Origin of the sequence: Demequina ureilytica (genome assembly GCF_048553575.1) — a bacterium.
Classification (GTDB): Bacteria; Actinomycetota; Actinomycetes; order Actinomycetales; family Demequinaceae; genus Demequina.
In genome coordinates, this window is the sequence record NZ_JBLZIE010000001.1 from 1,136,963 (window position 1) to 1,156,978 (window position 20,016).

A 20,016-nucleotide genomic window follows, 5' to 3' on the forward strand; every position below is an offset into this window, starting at 1 on the left:
CGGCCTGCGGCCGCCACGCGCGACGAGCGGCCAGCACCGCATACCCGAGCAGGAACAGCGCCCCGGCCCACCGGATCGCCGTGACCAGGGACGGCATGGAGGCGAGTGCCGCCCCGACGCCCGCGACACCTGCGGCGATGAGGACCGCATCCGAGAGCGCGCAGATCACCACGACGAGCGCCACGTGTTCCTTGCGCAGTCCCTGCCGCAACACGAACACATTCTGGGCGCCGATCGCGACGATGAGGGACAGGCCGAGGGCCATGCCGGCGAGGAAGGTCACGCCAGTCACGCTAGGCGGTGATCTGCATAAGCGCCACTAAGGATTTCTACATGTCCATTAGCATTGCTGATATGAGTGTGCCCCACGAACTGGCCATGACCCTCGCGGTTGCGGTCGAACAGGGCTCGCTCGACGGCGCGGCGCGTGCCCTCCACGTCACGCAGCCTGCAGTGACGCAGCGCATTCAGGCCCTGGAACGCACCCTCGGGCAGGTACTGCTCGTGCGCTCGCGACCTGTGCGGCCCACGGCCGCGGGCGAGATCGTCATTCGCTACGCGCGGCAGGTGGACCTACTCGATCGAGACGTCGTCGCGGCGCTTGGGGTGGCTGGCAAGCGCGCGGCCGTCGCGATCGCCGTCAACGGTGACTCGTTGGCCACCTGGTTCCTCGAGCCGCTCGCCGCATTGGCCGATCAGCTTGAGGTGACTTTCGACCTTCACCGCGAGGACGAGAGCCGCACGGTCGATCTCCTTGCCGCCGGCACCGTCGCCGCTGCGGTGACCACGCGATCGACACCGATTCCTGGCTGCACGGTCACCCTGCTGGGTGACATGCGCTACACCGCCCACGCGTCTGCGGCATTCGTGGATCGTTGGTTTGCGGACGGTGTCTCGGCCTCCGCTCTCGCCGTCGCGCCGGTGGTCGATATCGACGCGGACGACGAGCTGCAGAGCAGATACCTCACCGCATGCGGGGTTGAACCGGGCGCCCCGCCGCGGCACCGGATACCCGGATCGGGGGAGATGGTGCGCGCTATCGAGCAGAGTATGGGCTGGGCGGTGTTGCCGCACGACCTGAGTGAGAGCGCGACGGGGCTCGTTGGTCTCGGCGGTCCAGCTGTCACGGTGCCCCTGTACTGGCAGCAATGGCGGGTGCAGTCGGAACTGCTGAACCGGGTCGCGCAGGGCCTGGCGGCTGCGGCTGCGCGGGCACTGCGCCGGTGACTCATCGACGGTACGGAGTTGGGCGTTGTTGCGCTCCAGACACGACGAAGCCGGAGGGACCGACGCCTCTCAGCGCCCCCTCCGGCTTCTGTGTCGCGAGCATGCGACGCGCCCTCGACAGGAATCGAACCTGCGACCTTCGGTACCGGAAACCGGTGCTCTATCCGCTGAGCTACGAGGGCAACACGGGATCAACCCGCGAGGATCAAGGTTACCAGCAGCTCGCGCGCGGCCTCTGACCACGCGGTGGTGGATTCGCGGGGCGTGGGGGTCGGCGGCATAGGCTGGAGCCATGGCTGCCCGTGACGTGTCCCGACGCTTCCCCCAGCGCGTCTACGGCGTCGGCGACGAGCCGGACCCGCGCTTCAGCCTCGCGAACGAGCGTACGTACCTGGCGTGGACGCGCACCGCGCTCACGCTCTTTGCCGCCGGAGTCGCCCTCGAGGCGCTCGACGTTCCCATCGACGCAGGGCTTCGGGCGTGGTCCGCGGCGCTGTTCGTCATGCTGGGAGTGTTGGCCGCGGTCGAGGGACTGCTCGGTTGGCTGCGCACGGAGAGGGCGCTGCGGCTGCGCACCCCGCTGAGTGGTCCGTCGATCGCGCCCGTGCTCACGGTGGGGATGATCGTGGGCGTCGCGCTCGTGTCGGTGGGCCTGGTGTGGTGACGAGCTCCGGCCCCTTCGACGAGGGCCTCCAGGCCGAGCGGACGTTGCTTGCGTGGCGACGAACTGCGCTCGCCTTCGTGGTGGCCTCCCTCGTGGGGATCCGGGTGATGGCGGACGCGGGCGCCGTGGTGATCGTGATCGGCCTGAGCGGCATCGCCCTGGGGGCGACCGCGTACGTGGTCGCCTCGGTGCGGTACCGGACCGCGCACGCCCAGCTGATCGCGCACGGGACCACGCCGCGCCCCGGGCTCGCGCTCGCGGCGATGTCGGCGAGTGTGCTCATGCTCGGGATCGCTTGTGGGGCCTACGTGCTTGCCGGGGCGGTCCAGTGATGAGTCGCAGGGCAGCGGGCGCGGTGGCGTGCGTTCTCGTGCTCGCCGCCTGCGGAAGCGGTTCGGAGCCTGTTGATCGCGAGGCCGATGCGGTCGGCACGGCCGCCGCGGTCGACGCCGCGGGCGAGGCCCTCCGCGTGGAGTTCGAACCCGACCCGGGGTACGAGTACTTCGAGGGAACCGAGTTCGCGATCGACGACGAGGTGACGGTCGTGGGCGACGCCGACCTGGAGGACACGTTGCGCGCGGGCGACCGTCTGGCCGTATGGACCGAAGTGTGCGCCGAGTCGTTCCCCGTCCAGTGCAAGGTCGAGGCCGTGGAGGTGCTTGACTGACGCCATGACCGGCACCCCTCACGCCACGCTCGTCGGCGGTCCCACCATCGTTCTCGAATATGCGGGACTGACGTTCCTCACCGACCCCACATTCGATCCTCCGGGACAGGTGGGGAACCTCACCAAGCTCGAGGGGCCCGCGCTGTCGCAGGGAGACATCGGCCTGATAGACGTGGTCCTGCTCTCGCATGACGAGCACGAGGACAATCTCGACATCTCCGGCCGCGCGCTCCTCGACGAGGTCCCACACGTGCTCACCACACCGTCCGGCGGTACCCGCATCGGTCGGGCCCAGGGCATGCGGCGCTGGGATCAGGCCATCATCCCCGGCGGCTCGTCCCCCGTGACCATCACTGCCGTGCCTGCCCGTCACGGTCCCAGCGTCATCAAGCACCTCACCGGCCAGGTGACGGGGTTCGTTCTTGAGGCCGAGGGCTGGCCCACGATCTACATCTCGGGCGACAACTCGTCGGTGAAGAAGGCCACTCGCGTCGCCGAGCGCTTCCCCGACGTGCGCGTGGCGTTCGTGTTCGCCGGCGGTGCGAAGGTGGAGCGATTCGGGGACATGCTCCTCACCGCAGACGCGGAGCGCACCCAACGGATCGGTGCGCTATGGCCCGATGCGACCGTGTTCCCAGTGCACATCGACGACTGGGCGCACTTCGCCGAGCCGCGCGCGGATCTCATCGACTGGTTCGCGGCCGAGGGGCAGCGTGATGCGATCTCGCTGCTCGAGCGCGGCGAGCGCACCGCACTTCCAGTCGAGGTCGTCGCAGCCTCCTGAGCAGGCGCGTGTCAGAGATCGGTCATAGCGTGAGGGCATGACTGAGCCTGGCAGCCTGCCCGCAGTGGAGCCTTGGATCCTCGAGGTGCTTGCGCGCCTGCCCGGGGCAGAGGTCGTGCCCTACCCGTCCTGGGGCTCGCAGACCTTCCGGGTCGGGGGCAAGCACTTCGGCCGCGTTGGCGAGCACCCCACTGGCGCTCGCATCATGACCGTCAAGGGCGACCCCGACGTCAACGCCGCACTCGTGGGAGGCCACGCGGCGATCACGCCCGGGTACTACGCGGACAAGCGGCGATGGATCTCGATCGAGATCGACGATCCTTCACTGCCGCGTGAAGTGGCGGTGCAGGCGCTCGAGACGGCTTACGCGCTGGTGCGCGAGGGACTGCCCAAGAGGGTCCAAGCCACGCTCGGGTGAGCGCACGCGCCGGGCGACGAGCGCGCCCGTGACCCGCGCATCGGCCGCGCGCCCGAGCCCGCTTGCGCGCCGATAGACTCGAGAAGTGACCCCCGACGAGCTCTCCCAGAAGATCCGCGCCGCCCTGCTTCAGGGCATCGATGACAGCGACTTCCAGCTGTCGCCATTCGATGTGCCCGAGGAGGTGCGTGTCGAGCGACCGCGCCAGCGCGAGCACGGCGACTGGGCGACGAACATCGCGATGCAGCTCGCGAAGCAGGCCGGCACGAACCCGCGTGAGTTTGCCGCCACGCTGGTGGAGCGCCTCGCGGACGTGGAGGGCATCGAGACGGCTGAGGTCGCGGGCCCTGGCTTCATCAACATCCGCCTCCAGGCCTCTGCAGCAGGCGAGCTGGCGCGCGGCATCGTCGAGTACGGCGCCGACTACGGGCGAGGCGAGTCCATGACCGGCAAGACCGTGAACGTCGAGTTCGTCTCCGCCAACCCCACGGGTCCGATTCACCTGGGCGGGACCCGATGGGCCGCCGTCGGCGACTCGATCGCGCGCCTGCTCGAGTTCCACGGTGCTCGGGTGGTGCGCGAGTACTACTTCAATGACCACGGCAGCCAGATCGACCGATTCGCGCACTCGCTATACGCGGTGGTGTCGGGAGAGCCCGCACCCGAGGGCGGATACTCCGGTCAGTACATCCAGGACATCGCGGACGAGGTCATGGTGGAGGCGATGGCGGCGGGGGACAAGGACCCCTTGGAGCTGCCGCGCGACGAGGCTCTGGAGTTCTTCCGCGCCCGCGGGGTCACCCTGATGTTCCGCGAAATCAAGCAGTCCTTGGCGGACTTCGGGGTCGAGTTCGACGTGTACTTCCACGAGGACTCGCTGCACCACTCGGGCAAGGTCGAGCGTGCGCTCGACGAGCTCAAGGAGTCGGGCTCGCTGTACGAATCGGACGGGGCGTGGTGGCTGCGCAGCTCGGAGTTCGGGGACGAGAAGGATCGCGTGGTCATCAAGTCGGATGGCCAGGCCGCGTACATCGCCGGAGACATCGCGTACATTCGCGACAAGGCCGAGCGGGGTGCTGACCTGTGCGTGTATCTGCTGGGCGCCGACCACCACGGCTACATCGCGCGGCTCAAGGCCGGTGCTGCGGCACTGGGCTTCGCCCCCGAGATCGTCGAGGTCATCATCGGCCAGATGGTGAACCTGGTGAAAGACGGACAGCCGGTCCGCATGTCCAAGCGGGCAGGCAATGTGGTCACGATGGAGGACCTGGTCGACGCAGTGGGACGGGATGCGGCCCGCTACGCACTGGCCCGCTCGAGCGCGGACCAATCGATCGACATCGACCTGGACCTGCTGGCCTCGCAGTCCAACGCGAACCCGGTGTTCTACGTCCAGTACGCGCACGCGCGCACATCGGGCGTGGCTCGCAACGCCGCGGAGTACGGCATTCGACGCGAGGACGGCTTCGATGCCTCGCTGCTCGCGCACGAGTGGGAGGCCAAGCTGCTGGGCGTGCTCGGGGAGTTCCCGCGCGTGGTCACGATGGCCGTCGAGCACCGCGAGCAGCACCGGGTGGCGCGCTACCTCGAAGAGCTGGCCGGTGTCTATCACGGCTGGTATGACCGCACTCGCGTGACGCCTCAGGGCGACGAGGAGATCACCGACTTGCACCGCACACGACTGTGGCTCAACGACGCCACTCGGCAGGTGATCGCGAACGGGCTCGGCCTGCTCGGCGTGTCGGCGCCGGAGCGGATGTAGCCGTGTCTGTGTGGTCGAGCACTGTTCAGCGTGGGAAGGACGGCGCGCTGTCCGTCGGTGGCGCCGACGTGTGTGAGCTCGCGGGCACCTACGGCACCCCGCTGTACGTGGTGGACGAGGCAGACTTCCGAGCCCGCGCCGCGGCGTTTCGTGACCATTTCGGCGCCGCCTTCGAGCGGCACGGGGCCGAGGTGGACGTCTACTACGCCGGCAAGGCCTTGCTCACCTCGCAGGTCTCCGCGTGGATGCACGAGGAGGGTCTGCACCTCGACGTCGCGTCCCTTGGCGAGCTCGAGATCGCGCTCCGGGGCGGCATGCCCGCCGCACGGATCGGGCTGCACGGCAACAACAAGGCGGACGACGAGCTGAGGCGCGCGCTCATCGCGGGCGTGGGGCGGATCATCGTCGACTCGTTCACCGAGATCGAGATCCTCGACGCGCTTGCTCGGGAGCTCGGAGTCGTCGCACCCGTCATGGTGCGTGTCACCACCGGGGTTCATGCCGGCGGTCACGAGTACATCGCCACCGCTCACGAGGATCAGAAGTTCGGGCTTTCTCTCGCCTCGGGCGCCGCAATGCGCGGGCTCGTCGCGTGCTACGAGGCGCCGCACCTGCGTCTGCTCGGCATCCACACCCACATTGGCAGTCAGATCATGTCCATCGAGGCATTCCGCGAGTCCGCCGAGCGTATGCTCGGGCTGCGCGCGGCCTTCACCGCGTCGACGGGCGCCGAGCTCGCCGAGGTCGATCTCGGCGGCGGGTATGCCATCCAGTACACCGATGACGCGGAGGCGCTCGACCCTGCGGACGCTGCCTACGCGATCGCCGATGCGGTGGCGGCGGTAGTGGAGTCCGTCGGCGGCACCTGGCCGCGCCTCAGCATCGAGCCGGGACGCGCCATCGCGGGTCCGGCCGGACTCACGCTCTACCGCGTGGGCGTGGTGAAGTCCGTCGAGCTCGACGATGGTGGACGCCGCGCCTACGTCGCCGTCGATGGAGGCATGAGCGACAACATGCGGCCCGTCACCTACGGCGCCCACTACACCGCGGCGATCGCGTCGCGCGAGTCGACGGCCGAGGCCGTGGCCTCGAGGGTCGTGGGCAAGCATTGCGAGTCGGGCGACATCGTGGTGCGCGACGTGGCGCTCCCGCAGGACGTGGCTCGCGGAGACCTGCTGGCGGTGCCCGCCACCGGCGCCTACGGGCGTTCGATGGCGTCCAACTACAACGCCGCACTGCGGCCCGCCGTCGTCGCCGTTCGTGACGGCCAGTCACGCCTGCTGGTGCGGCGCGACACTATCGAGGACCTGCTGGCGCTGGATGTCGCACCGGACTGACGCGCTCGCCGCGTAGCACCTGGCACAGCCCCGTTCTCGAGGAGAGTGGAAGTCCTCGCGGGCATGCGTCGTTCTCGTCAACAGGGCGGCAAGTTGCCGTCCGGGCTGCGAAGGGAGTGCAACGATGTCAAAGCGGACCAACGACGACGAGCAGGTTCACGAGGGCACGGAGAGCCTGCAGGCGATCGCGGACGACCTGGTGGCCGAGCGCGAACGCGCGGGACGAAGCATGGACGACGCGGATAAGAAGGCTGAAGCAGAAACCGCAGGCGAAACCCGCGAGGACCACCTCGAGCCGGAGGTCGACACGCCTCTCGACGACCGTCTCGACGAGCAGAAGTGACACGTCCGGCCTGGTGAACGCAGCGTCCCGCCAACCTTAGAAAGGTCTGAGCGGCCATCGAGCGTTGACCTGACCAAGCAGGCGACGAGTAGGTCGCCTGCGGTGGGCGCAATGATGGCGCTCGTAGCGAAGGGAAGGAGTCCGACATGGCGAAGTCCAACCGTGAAAGCACCGAGGAACTCAAGCGTCTCGCAGAAGAGGTGGAGCGTGAGCGCCAGGAGAAGGGCGCTCTACCCTTCGACGACACGTCCGGATCCGAGGACGAGGACCCGACGACTCGCGAGGACCATGCTGGCGATGTGTCCCCGCTGAGCGACACGAACGATCCCACCAGGGCGGGTGCCGTCGGATCGGCAAGCCGCATCCGCGGACCCGTCTTGTAGCGTTGCGCTGATGATCAGCGGTCGGCGAGCCTTGCCCAGAGGGTGATCGCCTCGAGCGACTCGGCGATCTCGTCCATCACGCGGTCGTAGGTGTCTTGGTCGAGCGACCATGGGTCGTCGAGGCTGCGCAGCGCGACGGGCTGCTGCTTGCGCGCCAACTGCAGTGACGCGGCAGCGTTGAGCAGCCGCTCGCGAGGCGACGCGCCCATTGGCGGCTCGGCGCGTTCGGCGAGTTCGTGCGCCTCCTTGATGCCGAAGGCGTGCGAGGGCCACCCGCTCCACTCCTCCTCGATCCACGTGGCGTGCTGCTGGGTCGCAACCAGCACCAGGTCCGCGTCCGCGATGATCGCCCGGTCCAGCTGGGTGGGCCGGTGAGCGGGGATGTCCAGATCGTGCCTGCGCGCAGCGGTGCGCATAGGAGTGGGGACGTCCATGCCGATCTCCGCATAGATGCCCGCGCTCGAGACCTCGGCCGCGTCTCCCCATTCGCGCTGTGCGAGGTAGTGCATCGCGGGGGATCGGCAGATGTTCCCAGTGCAGACCATGACAATTTTCGCGGGGCCTTCATTCATGACTTTCACCCTACGTGAGGCCCGCGACCGTGCGCGACGAGCCGCCCGGGCGTTGTCTCGGGCTCCGATAGAGTGGGGCCGTGTCTCCCATCCCTGCCCCCGTGACCATCGCCGTGCTCGGATGCGGCACCGTCGGTACCCAGGTGGTGCGACTCCTCCTGGAGCAGGCCGATGACCTCGGCGCACGCGTGGGCGCACCCGTGACACTGGCCGGAATCTATGTCCGCGACACGGCCGCCCCGCGCGACCCCGTCGTGCCCGTCGGTGCTCTCACCTCGGATGTCGAGGCACTTGTGGACTCGGCGGACGTCGTCGTCGAGGTGATGGGTGGCATCGAGCCCGCGCGCACGCTCATCCTTCGTGCTCTGGCGGGCGGCGCTGCAGTCGTCACCGCCAACAAGGCTCTGCTCGCGCAGGGCGGCGCCGAGCTGTATGAGGCGGCCGACGCGGCGGGAGTGGACCTGTACTACGAGGCTGCGGTCGCCGGAGCGATCCCCATCGTGCGTCCTGTCCGCGAGTCGCTCGCCGGCGACCGCGTCACCCGCATCCTCGGCGTGGTCAACGGCACCACCAACTACGTGCTCGACGAGATGACGTCCAAGGGCCTCGAGTACGACGACGTGGTGGCGGAGGCACAGCGGCTCGGCTATGCAGAGGCGGACCCGACGGCCGATGTGGGCGGACACGACGCCGCGGCCAAGGCCGCGATCCTGGCCTCGCTCGCCTTCCACCAGCGCGTGGGGATCGACGACGTCTATTGCGAAGGTATCACCGAGGTCACTGCCGACGACATCGCCGCAGCGACGGAGACTGGTCGTGTCATCAAGCTGCTGGCCGTCGCCGAACAGACCGCCGAGGGTGTGTCGGTTCGGGTACACCCCACCTTGCTGCCACTCGAGCATCCCCTCGCGGGCGTACGCGGCGCCTTCAACGCCGTGTTCGTCGAGGCTGAGGCGGCCGGAGAGTTGATGTTCTACGGACAGGGAGCCGGCGGGGTGCCCACAGCATCGGCTGTGCTGGGCGACATCGTGTCCGTCGCTCGACACAAGGCGGGCGGCGGCAAGGGACCTCGTGAGTCCAACTACGCGCTCCGCGACGTGCTGCCCATGTCCGCTGCCATGACGCGTTACGCGGTCCGCATGAGCGTGCCGGACCGTCCCGGGGTGCTCGCGGCCGTCGCCACCATCTTCGCGGCGCACGACGTCGGCATCGAGTCGGTGCGCCAGATGCCCGGCAAGGGACACGCGGGATTGATCCTCTCCACGCACCGGGCCCGAGAGGCCGCGCTGAGCGCGACTGTCGCCGACCTGCGGGAGTCGGATGCCGTCAACAACGTGTGGTCGGTGCTGCGCATCGAGGGAGAGCTGTAGTGGCGCACGTGTGGCGCGGCATCGTCCGCGAGTACCTGGACCGGTTGCCGTTCGACGAGAACGATCAGATCGTGTCTCTTGGCGAGGGCGGCACGCCGCTGGTGCACGCGAGGTCGATCTCCTCCGAGGTGGGCGCCGAGGTGTTCGTCAAGGTCGAGGGCATGAACCCCTCGGGCTCCTTCAAGGACCGCGGAATGACCGCCGCGATGACCCAGGTCGTGAAGAGCGGCGACCACACCGTCGTGTGTGCCTCGACGGGCAACACGTCCGCCTCTGCCGCCGCGTATGCGGCGCACGCGGGCCTGACATGCGTCGTCATGATCCCGCAGGGCAAGATCGCGGCGGGCAAGATGGCGCAGGCCATCGTGCATGGCGCGCGACTGGTGCAGGTGGACGGCAACTTCGACGAATGCCTCGACATCGTCCGGGAACTTAGCGAGACCTACCCGGTCGCGCTCGTGAACTCGGTCAACCCGTTCCGCCTTCAGGGCCAGAAGACCGCAGCCTTCGAGATCGTGGATCAACTGGGCGACGCGCCAGACATCCATATGCTGCCCGTGGGCAACGCCGGCAATATCTCTGCGTATTGGATGGGCTTTCGCGAATACGCCGATGCTGGGGTCGCCTCCCGCACGCCGCGCATCTGGGGAGTGCAGGCGGAGGGCGCCGCCCCATTCGTCGCGGGGCATCCCATCAAGGACCCTGAGACGGTCGCCACCGCGATCCGCATCGGCAAGCCCGCCTCGTGGGATCTGGCCATCGCAGCGCGCGACGAGTCCGGTGGGTGGATTCGGGCGGTCTCAGATACCGAGATCCTTGCTGCTCAGCAGCGTCTGGCCGCCGACGTGGGAGTGTTCGTCGAACCCGCATCGGCCGCCCCGATCGCCGGACTGCTCGCGGCCGCCGCTAAGGGCGAGGTCCCGCGCGGGGCGACCATCACCTGCACGGTGACCGGCAACGGACTGAAGGACACCGCGACGGCGTTGGCCGGGCATGAGGTCGAGCCCGTCGTCATCCCCGTCGACGTCGAGGCCGCCGCGCAGGCGCTGGGGCTGTAGGCATGAGGCTCGTCGCGGATCGCGTGCGGGTCCAGGTTCCCGCCACTGCCGGAAACCTCGGCCCAGGGTTCGATGCGCTCGGCCTCGCATTGGGCGTCGCAGATGAGCTCGACGTGCGGGCCGTCGCCGCGGCGGATGTCGAGATCGAGATCGAGGGCGAGGGAGCAGACTCCCTCCCGCGAGACGAGACTCACCTGGTGGTGCGCGCACTGCGCGAAGCGCTGGACCACGTCGGTGCGTCACAGGTCGGGCTGGTCATTCGCGCTCATAACCGGATCCCCCACGGGCGAGGTCTGGGGTCCTCGGCCGCGGCCGTCGTCGCGGGGCTGTGGGCGGCGCGGGGCCTCATCGCGGAGCCCGAAGCGCTGTCGCCCGAGGTCGTGCTGGACCTCGCTACGCGCTTCGAGGGGCATCCTGACAACGCGGCGCCGGCGATCTTGGGGGGCGCAACCGTGGCGTGGCAGGATTCGGATGGCGCGCACTCTCGCCCGCTTGTCATGGCTGATGGCGTGGAGACCGCAGTCCTCATCCCACAGTCGGTGCTGCCCACCAAGCAGGCTCGCTCGGTGCTTCCCTCACACGTTCCCCACGAGGATGCGGCCTTCAATGCGGGGCGGGCCGCGCTGCTCGTGAACGCGCTCGCGTGGCGTCCGGAAGACCTCTTCGCGGCGACGGAAGACCGGCTTCACCAGGGCTACCGTGCCGAGGTGATGGCCGCTGCGCCCGCGATGATCGCGCACCTCAGGGCCCAGGGCATCGCCGCCGTGGTGTCCGGAGCCGGACCGTCGGTGCTGGTGCTCGGGACGGATCTCGCGGCCCTCGGGCTCGAGACGGGTCCCTTGCCGTGGGCAGAGGGCATCGGCGGGGAGTCGTGGCGCAGCATCCACACAGTGGAGCGGGTGCCAGGAGCGATGGTCGAGCGGTTGTAGCACCCAGAGGACCAAGCATGGTTCTCAATCAGTCGCGGCCTGGCATTATCATGGAGGGCACGCCCGCAGAGTTGCGAAGGGGACAGGTATGGCTAAGCATTGCTTGATTGTCCGAGGGGGATGGCCGGGTCACCACCCGGTCGCGGCGACCGACGCGTTCGTCCCGGTGCTGGAGAACTTGAACTTCATCGTGGACGTGGAGGACACGCCCGAGGTCTACGCGGACAGCTCCATCATGGCGCGGTACGACCTGATCGTGCAGTGCGTGACGATGGGCAGTGCGACTGTCGAAGAGGTCGAGGGGCTGCGCCAGGCGGTAGCCGCAGGCGCCGGCCTCGCTGGCTGGCACGGCGGAGTCATCGACTCGTACCGCAACTCCACGGACTACCTGCAGCTCCTCGGTGCCCAATTCGCGGCGCACCCGCATGCGCCCGAGGACCGTGGTCGCACCGACGTCGAGGCCTACCGGGACTACACGGTTCACTTCACCGAGAGGGCGGCCGACCACCCGATCACCAAGGGCATGGCGGACTTCCCCATCCGAACCGAGCAGTACTGGGTCCTCAGCGACGCCCACAACCGCGTGCTTGCGGACTGCGAGCTCGTACCGGGGCCTGGGGACGAATGGGACGAGCCAATCACCATGCCCGTAGCGTGGACCCGTCAGTGGGGGAAGGGCCGTATCTTCGCCGTCACGCTCGGTCACACCTTGGACGTCCTCCAGCGCGAAGAGGTGAGTTCGCTCATCGAGCGCGGCATGCAGTGGGCGGCGCGCTGACGATTCGCCCAGCCACGACGGCTGATCACGAGGCCATCGCCCGCATATGCCTTCTCACCGGCGACGCAGGCACTGACGCCACCGGCATGTTCGGCGACGATCAGGCGGTAGCGGATGTCTACGCGACGCCCTATCTTCACGGGCCCTCCTGCTTCGCGTGGGTGTGGGACGAGGGGCGAGGCGCCGTGGGATACCTGGTCGGTGCCGAGGACACCCGGGCCTTCCAGCGCTGGTTCACCGAGCAGTGGTGGCCGTCACGCCGCCCGCGGCAGCCCCGAACGGAGGCGGACCGCCGGCTCCTGCCCTCCGCCAACGACCCGGAGCGCACGCTGATCCCACAGCTCGACGCGTATCCCGCTCACCTTCACATCGACCTCCTTCCCGAGGCGCAGGGCAGGGGAGCGGGCCGCGCGCTCATCGAGTCGATGGCGAAGCATCTTGCCGAGCGGGGCGTCCCGGGTGTGCATCTCGTTGCGGCGAGGGACAACGCCGCTGCCCAGCACTTCTACCCGCGCGTGGGATTCGTGCCGATCGCGCAGGACGCCGGCTCGGTCACGTTCGGCAGGGCGCTGCGACCGGAGAGCAGGGATACCGAGAGCGAAGAGCCGTCGTCCTGAACTTGCGGAGTGAGTGCTCACTCACTTAGTGTCGCGTGGTGACTGCTCCTCAGAACGACGGCTCACGGGGTGCTCGGGCCCCGCGCATGAGCCCAGCGGACCGGCGCGCCTCGATCCTCGATGCCGCGATCCCGTTGATCCTCGAGCACGGCGCCGAGGTGACCACGCGCCAGATCGCGGATGCCGCATGCATTGCGGAAGGCACCGTATTCCGCGCCTTCGTGGACAAGAACGAGCTCATCGATGCGGCTGTGGGGCGCGTGATGGATCCCGCCGAATTGCTTGCCGCTTTGGAGCGGATCGACCCTGCGGGCTCGCTCCCGGACAAGCTGGACCAGATCGTGGCCCTACTGCACGCCCGCATGCGCGATGTCGTGGCGTTCATGGGGGCGCTCGGGCCGCGCGATCACGCGCGCCACCGGGCAGATGCCCAGGATGTTCGCCGGCCCGTCCTCGGCGAAGCCACGAGCGTGATCCATGCGCTGCTCGAGCCGGACCGCGACCGCATCCGGGTGCCGATCGCGACCGCAATCGACCTCCTGCGCGTGCTGGTCTTCGGCACGTCCGTGCCGTTCCTGCGCGACGTGGAGATCGACCCGGCCACCCTGTCGGACTTCATCCTGCGCGGCATCGCCGCCGAAGGGCAATGATCGCCATGCTGGGGTCTCTGCTGGTCGAGTACGCGAGGCCGTATTGGCGACTGCTGGTGGGAGTGGTGGTGTTCCAGCTCGCGCAGTCGTTGGCGAACCTGTACCTGCCGGCGCTCAACGCGGACATCATCGACAACGGCATAGCCGCCGGGAACGTCCCGTACATCTGGCAACAGGGTGGGGTCATGCTGGGGCTGTCGTTCCTGCAGATCATCGGTGCCATCATCGCGGTCTACTTCGCTGCAAAGGTCGCCATGGGCATTGGCCGTGACCTGCGTGCACGGATCTTCCACCGCGTCGGCACCTTCTCGGAGAGCGAGGTGCAGCACTTCGGCGCACCGAGCCTCATCACGCGCAACTCGAATGACGTGCAGCAGGTGCAGATGCTGGTCCTGATGAGCTGCACTCTGCTGGTGAGCGCCCCGTTCATGGCGGTCGGCGGCGTCGTGATGGCGGTCCAGCAGGACGTGGCGCTGTCGTGGATCTTGGTGGTGGCCGTGCCACTGCTGCTGATCGCCGTGACGCTGATCATCTGGCGCATGGTGCCGCACTTCCGTCGAATGCAGAAGCGCATCGACGCCATCAATCGGGTGCTGCGCGAGCAGCTCACGGGCATCCGGGTGGTGCGCGCGTTCGTGAGGGAGGAGGCGGAGCGCGACCGGTTCGGCGCGGCGAACGAGAACGTCACCGAGTCGGCGCTCAGGGCGGGCCGCCTCATGGCTGCCATGTTTCCGATCGTCACGCTTGTGCTGAACACCTCGTCAGTCGCGGTGCTGTGGTTCGGTGCCGAGCGGGTCGACAACGGCGAGATGCAGGTGGGCGCGCTGGTGGCGTTCCTCACCTACCTGATACAGGTCCTCATGGCCGTGATGATGGCGACCTTCATGTTCGTGATGGTGCCGCGCGCGTCCGTGTCCGCGGACCGGATCGGCGAGGTGCTCGACACTCGGACCACGGTGACCCCTCCGCTGCACGGAGTCCGGGAGATGCCCGATGCCGTTGCGGTGGAGTTCGAGGACGTCACCTTCGCCTACCCCGGGGCGGAGGAGCCGGTGCTGCGACACGTGAGCTTCACAGCGCGACCGGGCAGCACGACGGCGATCATCGGATCCACGGGCGCGGGCAAGTCCACCCTGATCAACCTGATCCCGCGGCTGTACGACGCGACCTCGGGGACGGTGCGCGTGGGCGGCATCGACGTGCGCGACCTGGACCTCGAATCGCTGTGGGCCCGTATGGGGCTGGTGCCTCAGCGGCCGTACCTGTTCTCCGGCACCGTCGGATCGAACCTGCGCTACGGGCACCCGCACGCGAGCGAGGAGCAGATCTGGGAAGCGCTGCGGGTGGCGCAGGGTGACGACTTCGTCAGGGCCATGACGGCCGGTCTCGAGACGCCGATGGGCCAGGGCGGCACCACCGTGTCGGGCGGTCAGCGCCAGCGCCTCGCGATCGCGCGAGCGCTCGTGCGGGAGCCCCAGGTGCTGATCTTCGACGATTCGTTCAGCGCGCTGGATACGGCGACGGACGCACGCCTGCGGGCCGAGCTCGCTGACGCGGCGGCCGATGCGACGGTCATCGTCGTCGCACAGCGCGTCTCGAGCATCGTCGGGGCAGATCAGATCCTGGTGCTCGAGGACGGCGAGGTGGTGGCGCGTGGCACACATACCGAACTGCTCGCGAGCTCGGAGACCTACCAGGAGATCGTCAGCACCCAGCTGCGGGCCGAGGAGGTGTCATGAGTACGCAGACTCGGCAACCGCCGCCGCGGCCTCGCCCGCAGGCGGGGCCGATGGGAGGCCCGCAGCTGCCCCCCGAGAAGCCCATGAACTTCACCGGCTCGGTCAGGCGCCTCGCCGGTCGCCTGCGCCCCGAGCGGGGGCTGGTGGGCCTCGTGGTGCTGCTCGGCGCGGGCTCGGTGGCGCTCTCGGTGCTTGGCCCCAAGGTGCTGGGCGACGCGACGACGGTGATCTACGAGGGCTTCATCACGGGGGACGGCGTCGACTTCGACCGCCTTCACCGGGTGCTGACCGCGGTCGCCGTCATTTACGTCGGGTCGTCCCTGCTGGCATTCGCTCAGGGGTGGATTCTGAACGGGGTGACGCAGCGCACCGTGCTCCGCATGCGCACCGAGGTCGAGGAGAAGATCCACCGGCTGCCGCTGAGCTACTTCGACCGGCACCAACGGGGCGATCTGCTCAGCCGAGTCACGAACGACATCGACAACGTCTCGCAGACCCTCCAGCAGACCCTGAGCCAGATGTTCACCTCGGTCCTCACGGTGGTGGGCGTGGTCACGATGATGATCGTGATCTCCCCCCAATTGGCGCTGATTGCGCTGGTCTCGATCCCGCTGACGGTGGTCATCGTCGCCCAAGTCGCCAAGAGGTCGCAGTCGCGGTTCGTGGATCAGTGGAAGCACACGGGAGAGCTGAACGGGCAGATCGAGGAGACCTACACCGGGCACGCGCTCGTCAAGGTCTTCGGGCGCCAGCGCGAGACGCAGGCGGAGTTCGACCGCAAGAACGAAGAGCTGTACCGGGCCAGCTTCGGGGCACAGTTCATCTCGGGGATCATCATGCCGGCGACGATGTTCGTGGGCAACCTCGTGTACGTCGCGATCGCGGTGCTCGGAGGGGTGATGGTCGCCAATGGCACCCTGCCCCTGGGCGGAATTCAGGCCTTCATCCAGTACTCGCGCCAGTTCCAGCAGCCGCTCAGCCAGTTGGGCTCGATGGTGAACCTACTCCAGTCCGGCGTCGCATCGGCCGAGAGGGTGTTCCAGTTCCTCGACGCTGACGATCAGTCGCCCGATAGGCAGCCAGCAGAGACTCCCGCACGGTTCCGGGGCCGCCTCGTGTTCGAGGATGTGCGGTTCAGCTACGACCCCGAGACGCCGCTGATCACCGGGCTGTCGCTGACGGCGGAGCCGGGCAAGACCGTGGCGATCGTCGGGCCCACGGGGGCGGGCAAGACCACGCTTGTCAACCTCATCATGCGCTTCTACGAGCTTGATGGCGGGCGCATCACGCTTGACGGCACCGACATCGCGCACATGACGCGTGATGATCTGCGCTCGCGGACGGGGATGGTGCTCCAGGACGCCTGGCTGTTCGGTGGCACGATCCGGGACAACATCGCGTACGGGCGGCCGGGGGCGAGCGACGCGGAGGTTCTCGACGCCGCGAAGGCCGCATACGTCGACCGGTTCGTGCACTCGCTGCCCGAGGGCTACGACACGGTGCTGGATGATGACGCGACCAACGTGTCCGCAGGGGAGCGCCAACTCATCACGATCGCTCGCGCGTTCGTCGCGCAGCCGAGCGTGCTCATCCTGGACGAGGCGACCAGCTCGGTCGACACCCGGACCGAACTTCTCGTCCAGCACGCCATGGCCAGGCTTCGCCGCGACCGCACCAGCTTTGTGATCGCCCACCGCTTGTCCACCATCCGCGATGCGGACATGATCCTGGTGATGACGGACGGCGATATCGTGGAGCAAGGCACTCATGCGGAACTGGTCGCGGCCGACGGCGCGTACGCCCGGCTGTACGAGGCGCAGTTTGCGGCGCCCATCGACGAGGCTGACGGCCCGCAGGGCTTCGATGGCAAGGCGGCCGATGCGGTCGCGGCGGTAGACGCTCCCGCCGCCTTCGAGGCGGCTGCGGTCCCGCGCCCCGAGGAAACTGAGCCCGACCACCAGCCCTAGCCCCCGCATCGGCCGGATGCCGTCCCCACATATGACGAAGGCCGCCACCCCACGCGGGGGCGACGGCCTTCGTCGGTGCGGTGCGAGCGTCAGGCTGTCGAGGAGGACGCGCGGTTCGCGAGCCGCTGCTGAAGCATCACTGCGATCACGATGATCACGCCGCGCGCAACCAGCTGCCACGAACTCGAGAGATCGTTCTGCGTGAACACGTTGATCAGCACAGCGAAGAGCATCACGCCCAGCACGGTGCCGCCGATGGTGCCGCGGCCGCCGGCCAACAACGTGCCACCGACCACGACCGCTGCGATCACGTCCAGCTCCAGGAGCATGCCGTGGGTCGAGGTCCCCGCAGTGGTGCGCGAGAGAGTGATCAGCGCCGCGATGCCTGCACAGGCGCCCGCGATCATGTACAGGTACACGGTGTGGCGCCTCACGTTCACACCGGCCAGTCGGGCCGCGACCGGGTTGCCGCCGATAGCGACGGTGCGGCGCCCGAACGTAGTGCGGTTGAGCAGGAACCAGCCCGCCACCGCGACGATGAGGAAGATCCATACGACCCAGTCGATGCCGAGCAGATCTCCGCGGAAGAAGTCGAGGAAGCCCTGGTTGCTGACCACCTGCGTCGAGCGGCCCGAGATCAGCTCCGCGAGGCCCCTGGCACCGACGAGCATGGCGAGCGTCGCGATGAACGCGACGACTTTGCCGTACGCGATGATCATCCCGTTGAGCAGTCCGGCGATCACTCCGACGGCGATCGAGACGAACACCATGAGGGGCCAGAAGCCCGCGCTCGCGGTCTGAATGGCGCCGACGGAGGCGACGACGGATGCTAGCCCCAGCACCGAGCCGACCGACAGGTCGATGCCGCCACCGGTGATGACGAACGTCATACCGATCGCCACCACACCGATGACCGAGGCGTAGCGCACGATCACGAAGAAGTTGTCCAGGTTCATGAAGTTCTCGCCGCCGGTGATGGCGCCCACAGCGATCAGCAGCAGCAGCGCAACCACCAGGCCGGAGTTCCGGCCCGCCGGGCTCGCGAAGAACCTCTTCACGGGATTGGACTGGTTGGCAGCCGGTTCGGAGGTGGAGCCGCCGCTAGCGGCGGTGGTGGAGGTCTGCTCGCTCACGCGGCACTTCCCTTCATGATCAGGTCGAGCACTCCGTGCTCGTCGATGTCGTTTGCAGGTCGTTCGTCGATGACGCGGCCGTCGGAGATGACGAGCACGTGGTCAGCGAGGCCCAGTACCTCTTCGATCTCGGACGAGACGATGAGAATGGCGGTGCCATCCGCAGCAAGCTTGCGGATGAGTGCGTAGATCTCCATGCGGGCACCGACGTCGACTCCACGGGTGGGCTCGTCGAGCAGCAGGACCTCGGTGCCGTGGATGAGCCAGCGAGCGAGCATGATCTTCTGCTGGTTACCACCCGAGAGAGTGCGTGTGAGTCGGTTGGGCTCCGCTGGGCGGAGCTCGAGAGCCTTCATCTGCTCTGCTGTTGCCCGGCGCTCGGCGGGCTCATCGAGGAGGCCACCCTTTGCGAAGCGGGCAAACGTCGATAGCGTCGCGTTGCGGTAGATCGGTTCCTCGAGCAGCAGCCCCTGGCTCTTGCGCTCCTCAGGCGACAGGCCCATGTTGGCACTGACCGACCCCGAGACAGAACCCGCGCGGAGCTTCTTGCCCTTGAGGCGCACAGAGCCGGACGTGGCCTTCCGGTGACCGTAGATGGTCTCGAGGATCTCCGAACGGCCGGAGCCCACGAGACCCGCGAGGCCAACGATCTCTCCAGCCCGAATCTTGAGGCTGATGTCGGAGAAGGTCCGTCCGAGCGAGAGCCCCTCAACCTCGAGCACGACCGGCGCGTCCTGCGCGAGCGTCGCTCGCGGTGGGAAGACGTGCTCCATGTCCGTGCCGGTCATCAGGGAGATCAGCTCGCGCATGGGAGTGCCCTGGACGGGCAGGTTCGATGCTGCGCTCTTGCCATCCTTCAGCACCGAGATGCGGTCGCCGATGCGCTCGATCTCCTCGAGCCTGTGCGAGATGTAGATGACCGCGATGCCCTGCTCGGTGAGCTCCTTGACGACGCGGAAGAGGTTGTCCACCTCCCCGGAGTCGAGCACCGCGCTGGGCTCGTCCATGATCATCAGCTTGATGTCGTGGGAGAGGGCGCGCGCCATCGACACGATCTGCTGATTGGCGGGGGACAGCGTTCCGACCTCCTGAGAGGGCGAGAGCTGAGGGTGCCCGAGCCGGTCCATGAGCTCGCGGGTGCGCCGCGCGGCCTCGCGGCGGTTCGACACACCTCCGCGCGCCAATTCGTGGCCAAGGAAGATGTTCTCCGCGATGGAGAGGCCGCCGACGACGTCGAGCTCTTGATACATCGTGGCGATGCCGAGCTCGAGTGCCGCGACCGGGTCGGCGAGCGTCACTGACTCGCCTTTCCAGCGGATCTCGCCTGCATCGGGCTGGTGTGCGCCCGAGAGGGTCTTGATCAGGGTCGACTTGCCTGCGCCATTCTGGCCGAGGACGCAATGGACCTCGCCTTCGCGCACGTCAAGGTCGACTCCTGCGAGCGCCTGCGCGCTGCCGAAACTCTTTACGAGGCCCCGAACCTCGAGTAATGACACGGGGTGGTCGTCTTCGATCACGCGGAAAACATAACACAGCGCCGAGGCCGTCGGAAGTGATGAGCGGTGGTTGACGGCCCCATCCGACACTTCTTATCTTCGCGCGCGCGAGGCGTACGTCG

Annotated in this window: 22 protein-coding genes and 1 tRNA gene; 18 read left to right on the plus strand and 5 right to left on the minus strand. The window is 68.1% G+C overall.

Annotated elements, in window-relative coordinates; translation table 11 throughout:
- Positions 1–265: LysE/ArgO family amino acid transporter (locus tag ACNI3K_RS05220; protein WP_419391106.1), on the minus strand; the 265-nt coding region annotated here is incomplete at its 3' end.
- A gap of 89 nt (positions 266–354) precedes the next feature.
- Here ACNI3K_RS05220 and ACNI3K_RS05225 point away from each other — a divergent pair.
- Positions 355–1,227 (plus strand): ArgP/LysG family DNA-binding transcriptional regulator, encoded by an 873-nt coding sequence (locus tag ACNI3K_RS05225; protein WP_419390786.1) that lies wholly within the window; start codon positions 355–357, stop codon positions 1,225–1,227.
- A 109-nt stretch (positions 1,228–1,336) separates the two neighbouring features.
- Here the strand turns inward: ACNI3K_RS05225 and ACNI3K_RS05230 are convergent.
- A tRNA-Arg gene (locus ACNI3K_RS05230) sits at positions 1,337–1,409 on the minus strand.
- A 110-nt stretch (positions 1,410–1,519) separates the two neighbouring features.
- Here ACNI3K_RS05230 and ACNI3K_RS05235 point away from each other — a divergent pair.
- The 9 genes from ACNI3K_RS05235 (at position 1,520) to ACNI3K_RS05275 (ending at position 7,585) form a co-directional block, all read left to right on the plus strand.
- Positions 1,520–1,891 (plus strand): YidH family protein, encoded by a 372-nt coding sequence (locus ACNI3K_RS05235; protein WP_419390787.1) that lies wholly within the window; start codon positions 1,520–1,522, stop codon positions 1,889–1,891.
- A complete protein-coding gene (locus ACNI3K_RS05240; RefSeq protein ID WP_419390788.1) occupies positions 1,888–2,223 on the plus strand; it encodes a DUF202 domain-containing protein in 336 nt (111 codons plus the stop codon). The genes ACNI3K_RS05235 and ACNI3K_RS05240 overlap by 4 nt, the downstream gene beginning before the upstream one ends.
- Complete coding sequence (locus ACNI3K_RS05245) at positions 2,223–2,558, plus strand: hypothetical protein (protein ID WP_419390789.1); 336 nt, start codon at positions 2,223–2,225, stop codon at positions 2,556–2,558. The genes ACNI3K_RS05240 and ACNI3K_RS05245 overlap by 1 nt, the downstream gene beginning before the upstream one ends.
- A gap of 4 nt (positions 2,559–2,562) precedes the next feature.
- Entirely contained in the window at positions 2,563–3,342 is a 780-nt protein-coding gene (locus ACNI3K_RS05250; protein WP_419390790.1) for an MBL fold metallo-hydrolase, read from the plus strand.
- Positions 3,343–3,379: 37 nt separating this feature from the next.
- Positions 3,380–3,760 (plus strand): MmcQ/YjbR family DNA-binding protein, encoded by a 381-nt coding sequence (locus tag ACNI3K_RS05255; protein WP_419390791.1) that lies wholly within the window; start codon positions 3,380–3,382, stop codon positions 3,758–3,760.
- A gap of 85 nt (positions 3,761–3,845) precedes the next feature.
- Positions 3,846–5,522, plus strand: coding sequence for an arginine--tRNA ligase (gene argS / locus ACNI3K_RS05260; protein ID WP_419390792.1), 1,677 nt, complete (start codon positions 3,846–3,848; stop codon positions 5,520–5,522).
- Between the two features lie 2 nt (positions 5,523–5,524).
- On the plus strand, positions 5,525–6,859 hold the full coding sequence (gene lysA / locus ACNI3K_RS05265; protein ID WP_419390793.1) for a diaminopimelate decarboxylase: 1,335 nt from the start codon (positions 5,525–5,527) through the stop codon (positions 6,857–6,859).
- Between the two features lie 124 nt (positions 6,860–6,983).
- On the plus strand, positions 6,984–7,202 hold the full coding sequence (locus ACNI3K_RS05270; RefSeq protein WP_419390794.1) for a hypothetical protein: 219 nt from the start codon (positions 6,984–6,986) through the stop codon (positions 7,200–7,202).
- A 146-nt stretch (positions 7,203–7,348) separates the two neighbouring features.
- Positions 7,349–7,585 carry a hypothetical protein gene (locus tag ACNI3K_RS05275; RefSeq protein ID WP_419390795.1) on the plus strand — a complete coding sequence of 79 codons (237 nt, stop codon included), beginning with the start codon at positions 7,349–7,351 and terminating at the stop codon, positions 7,583–7,585.
- 14 nt (positions 7,586–7,599) lie between these two features.
- Here the strand turns inward: ACNI3K_RS05275 and ACNI3K_RS05280 are convergent, their stop codons facing one another.
- On the minus strand, positions 7,600–8,157 hold the full coding sequence (locus ACNI3K_RS05280) for an arsenate reductase/protein-tyrosine-phosphatase family protein (protein ID WP_419390796.1): 558 nt from the start codon (positions 8,155–8,157) through the stop codon (positions 7,600–7,602).
- Positions 8,158–8,246: 89 nt separating this feature from the next.
- Between ACNI3K_RS05280 and ACNI3K_RS05285 the strand changes: the two genes are divergently transcribed.
- The 8 genes from ACNI3K_RS05285 (at position 8,247) to ACNI3K_RS05320 (ending at position 17,265) form a co-directional block, all read left to right on the plus strand.
- Complete coding sequence (locus ACNI3K_RS05285) at positions 8,247–9,527, plus strand: homoserine dehydrogenase (RefSeq protein ID WP_419391107.1); 1,281 nt, start codon at positions 8,247–8,249, stop codon at positions 9,525–9,527.
- The gene (gene thrC / locus ACNI3K_RS05290; RefSeq protein WP_419390797.1) at positions 9,527–10,585 is read left to right on the plus strand and encodes a threonine synthase; all 1,059 of its coding nucleotides are present in this window, start codon (positions 9,527–9,529) and stop codon (positions 10,583–10,585) included. Before ACNI3K_RS05285 ends, thrC begins: the two co-directional genes overlap by 1 nt.
- A gap of 2 nt (positions 10,586–10,587) precedes the next feature.
- Entirely contained in the window at positions 10,588–11,514 is a 927-nt protein-coding gene (gene thrB, locus ACNI3K_RS05295; protein WP_419390798.1) for a homoserine kinase, read from the plus strand.
- Positions 11,515–11,602: 88 nt separating this feature from the next.
- Positions 11,603–12,292, plus strand: coding sequence for a ThuA domain-containing protein (locus ACNI3K_RS05300; RefSeq protein ID WP_419390799.1), 690 nt, complete (start codon positions 11,603–11,605; stop codon positions 12,290–12,292).
- An 86-nt stretch (positions 12,293–12,378) separates the two neighbouring features.
- A complete protein-coding gene (locus tag ACNI3K_RS05305; protein ID WP_419390800.1) occupies positions 12,379–12,909 on the plus strand; it encodes a GNAT family N-acetyltransferase in 531 nt (176 codons plus the stop codon).
- Between the two features lie 38 nt (positions 12,910–12,947).
- Positions 12,948–13,559: a TetR/AcrR family transcriptional regulator gene (locus ACNI3K_RS05310; protein WP_419390801.1), complete on the plus strand. Its 612-nt coding sequence runs from the start codon at positions 12,948–12,950 to the stop codon at positions 13,557–13,559.
- Positions 13,560–13,564: 5 nt separating this feature from the next.
- Entirely contained in the window at positions 13,565–15,298 is a 1,734-nt protein-coding gene (locus tag ACNI3K_RS05315) for an ABC transporter ATP-binding protein (protein ID WP_419390802.1), read from the plus strand.
- Positions 15,295–17,265, plus strand: coding sequence for an ABC transporter ATP-binding protein (locus ACNI3K_RS05320; RefSeq protein ID WP_419390803.1), 1,971 nt, complete (start codon positions 15,295–15,297; stop codon positions 17,263–17,265). The genes ACNI3K_RS05315 and ACNI3K_RS05320 overlap by 4 nt, the downstream gene beginning before the upstream one ends.
- Positions 17,266–17,354: 89 nt before the next feature.
- Here the strand turns inward: ACNI3K_RS05320 and ACNI3K_RS05325 are convergent, their stop codons facing one another.
- Positions 17,355–18,398 carry an ABC transporter permease gene (locus tag ACNI3K_RS05325; RefSeq protein WP_419390804.1) on the minus strand — a complete coding sequence of 348 codons (1,044 nt, stop codon included), beginning with the start codon at positions 18,396–18,398 and terminating at the stop codon, positions 17,355–17,357.
- Positions 18,395–19,915, minus strand: coding sequence for a sugar ABC transporter ATP-binding protein (locus ACNI3K_RS05330; RefSeq protein ID WP_419390805.1), 1,521 nt, complete (start codon positions 19,913–19,915; stop codon positions 18,395–18,397). The genes ACNI3K_RS05325 and ACNI3K_RS05330 overlap by 4 nt, the downstream gene beginning before the upstream one ends.
- Positions 19,916–20,016: the final 101 nt, after the last annotated feature.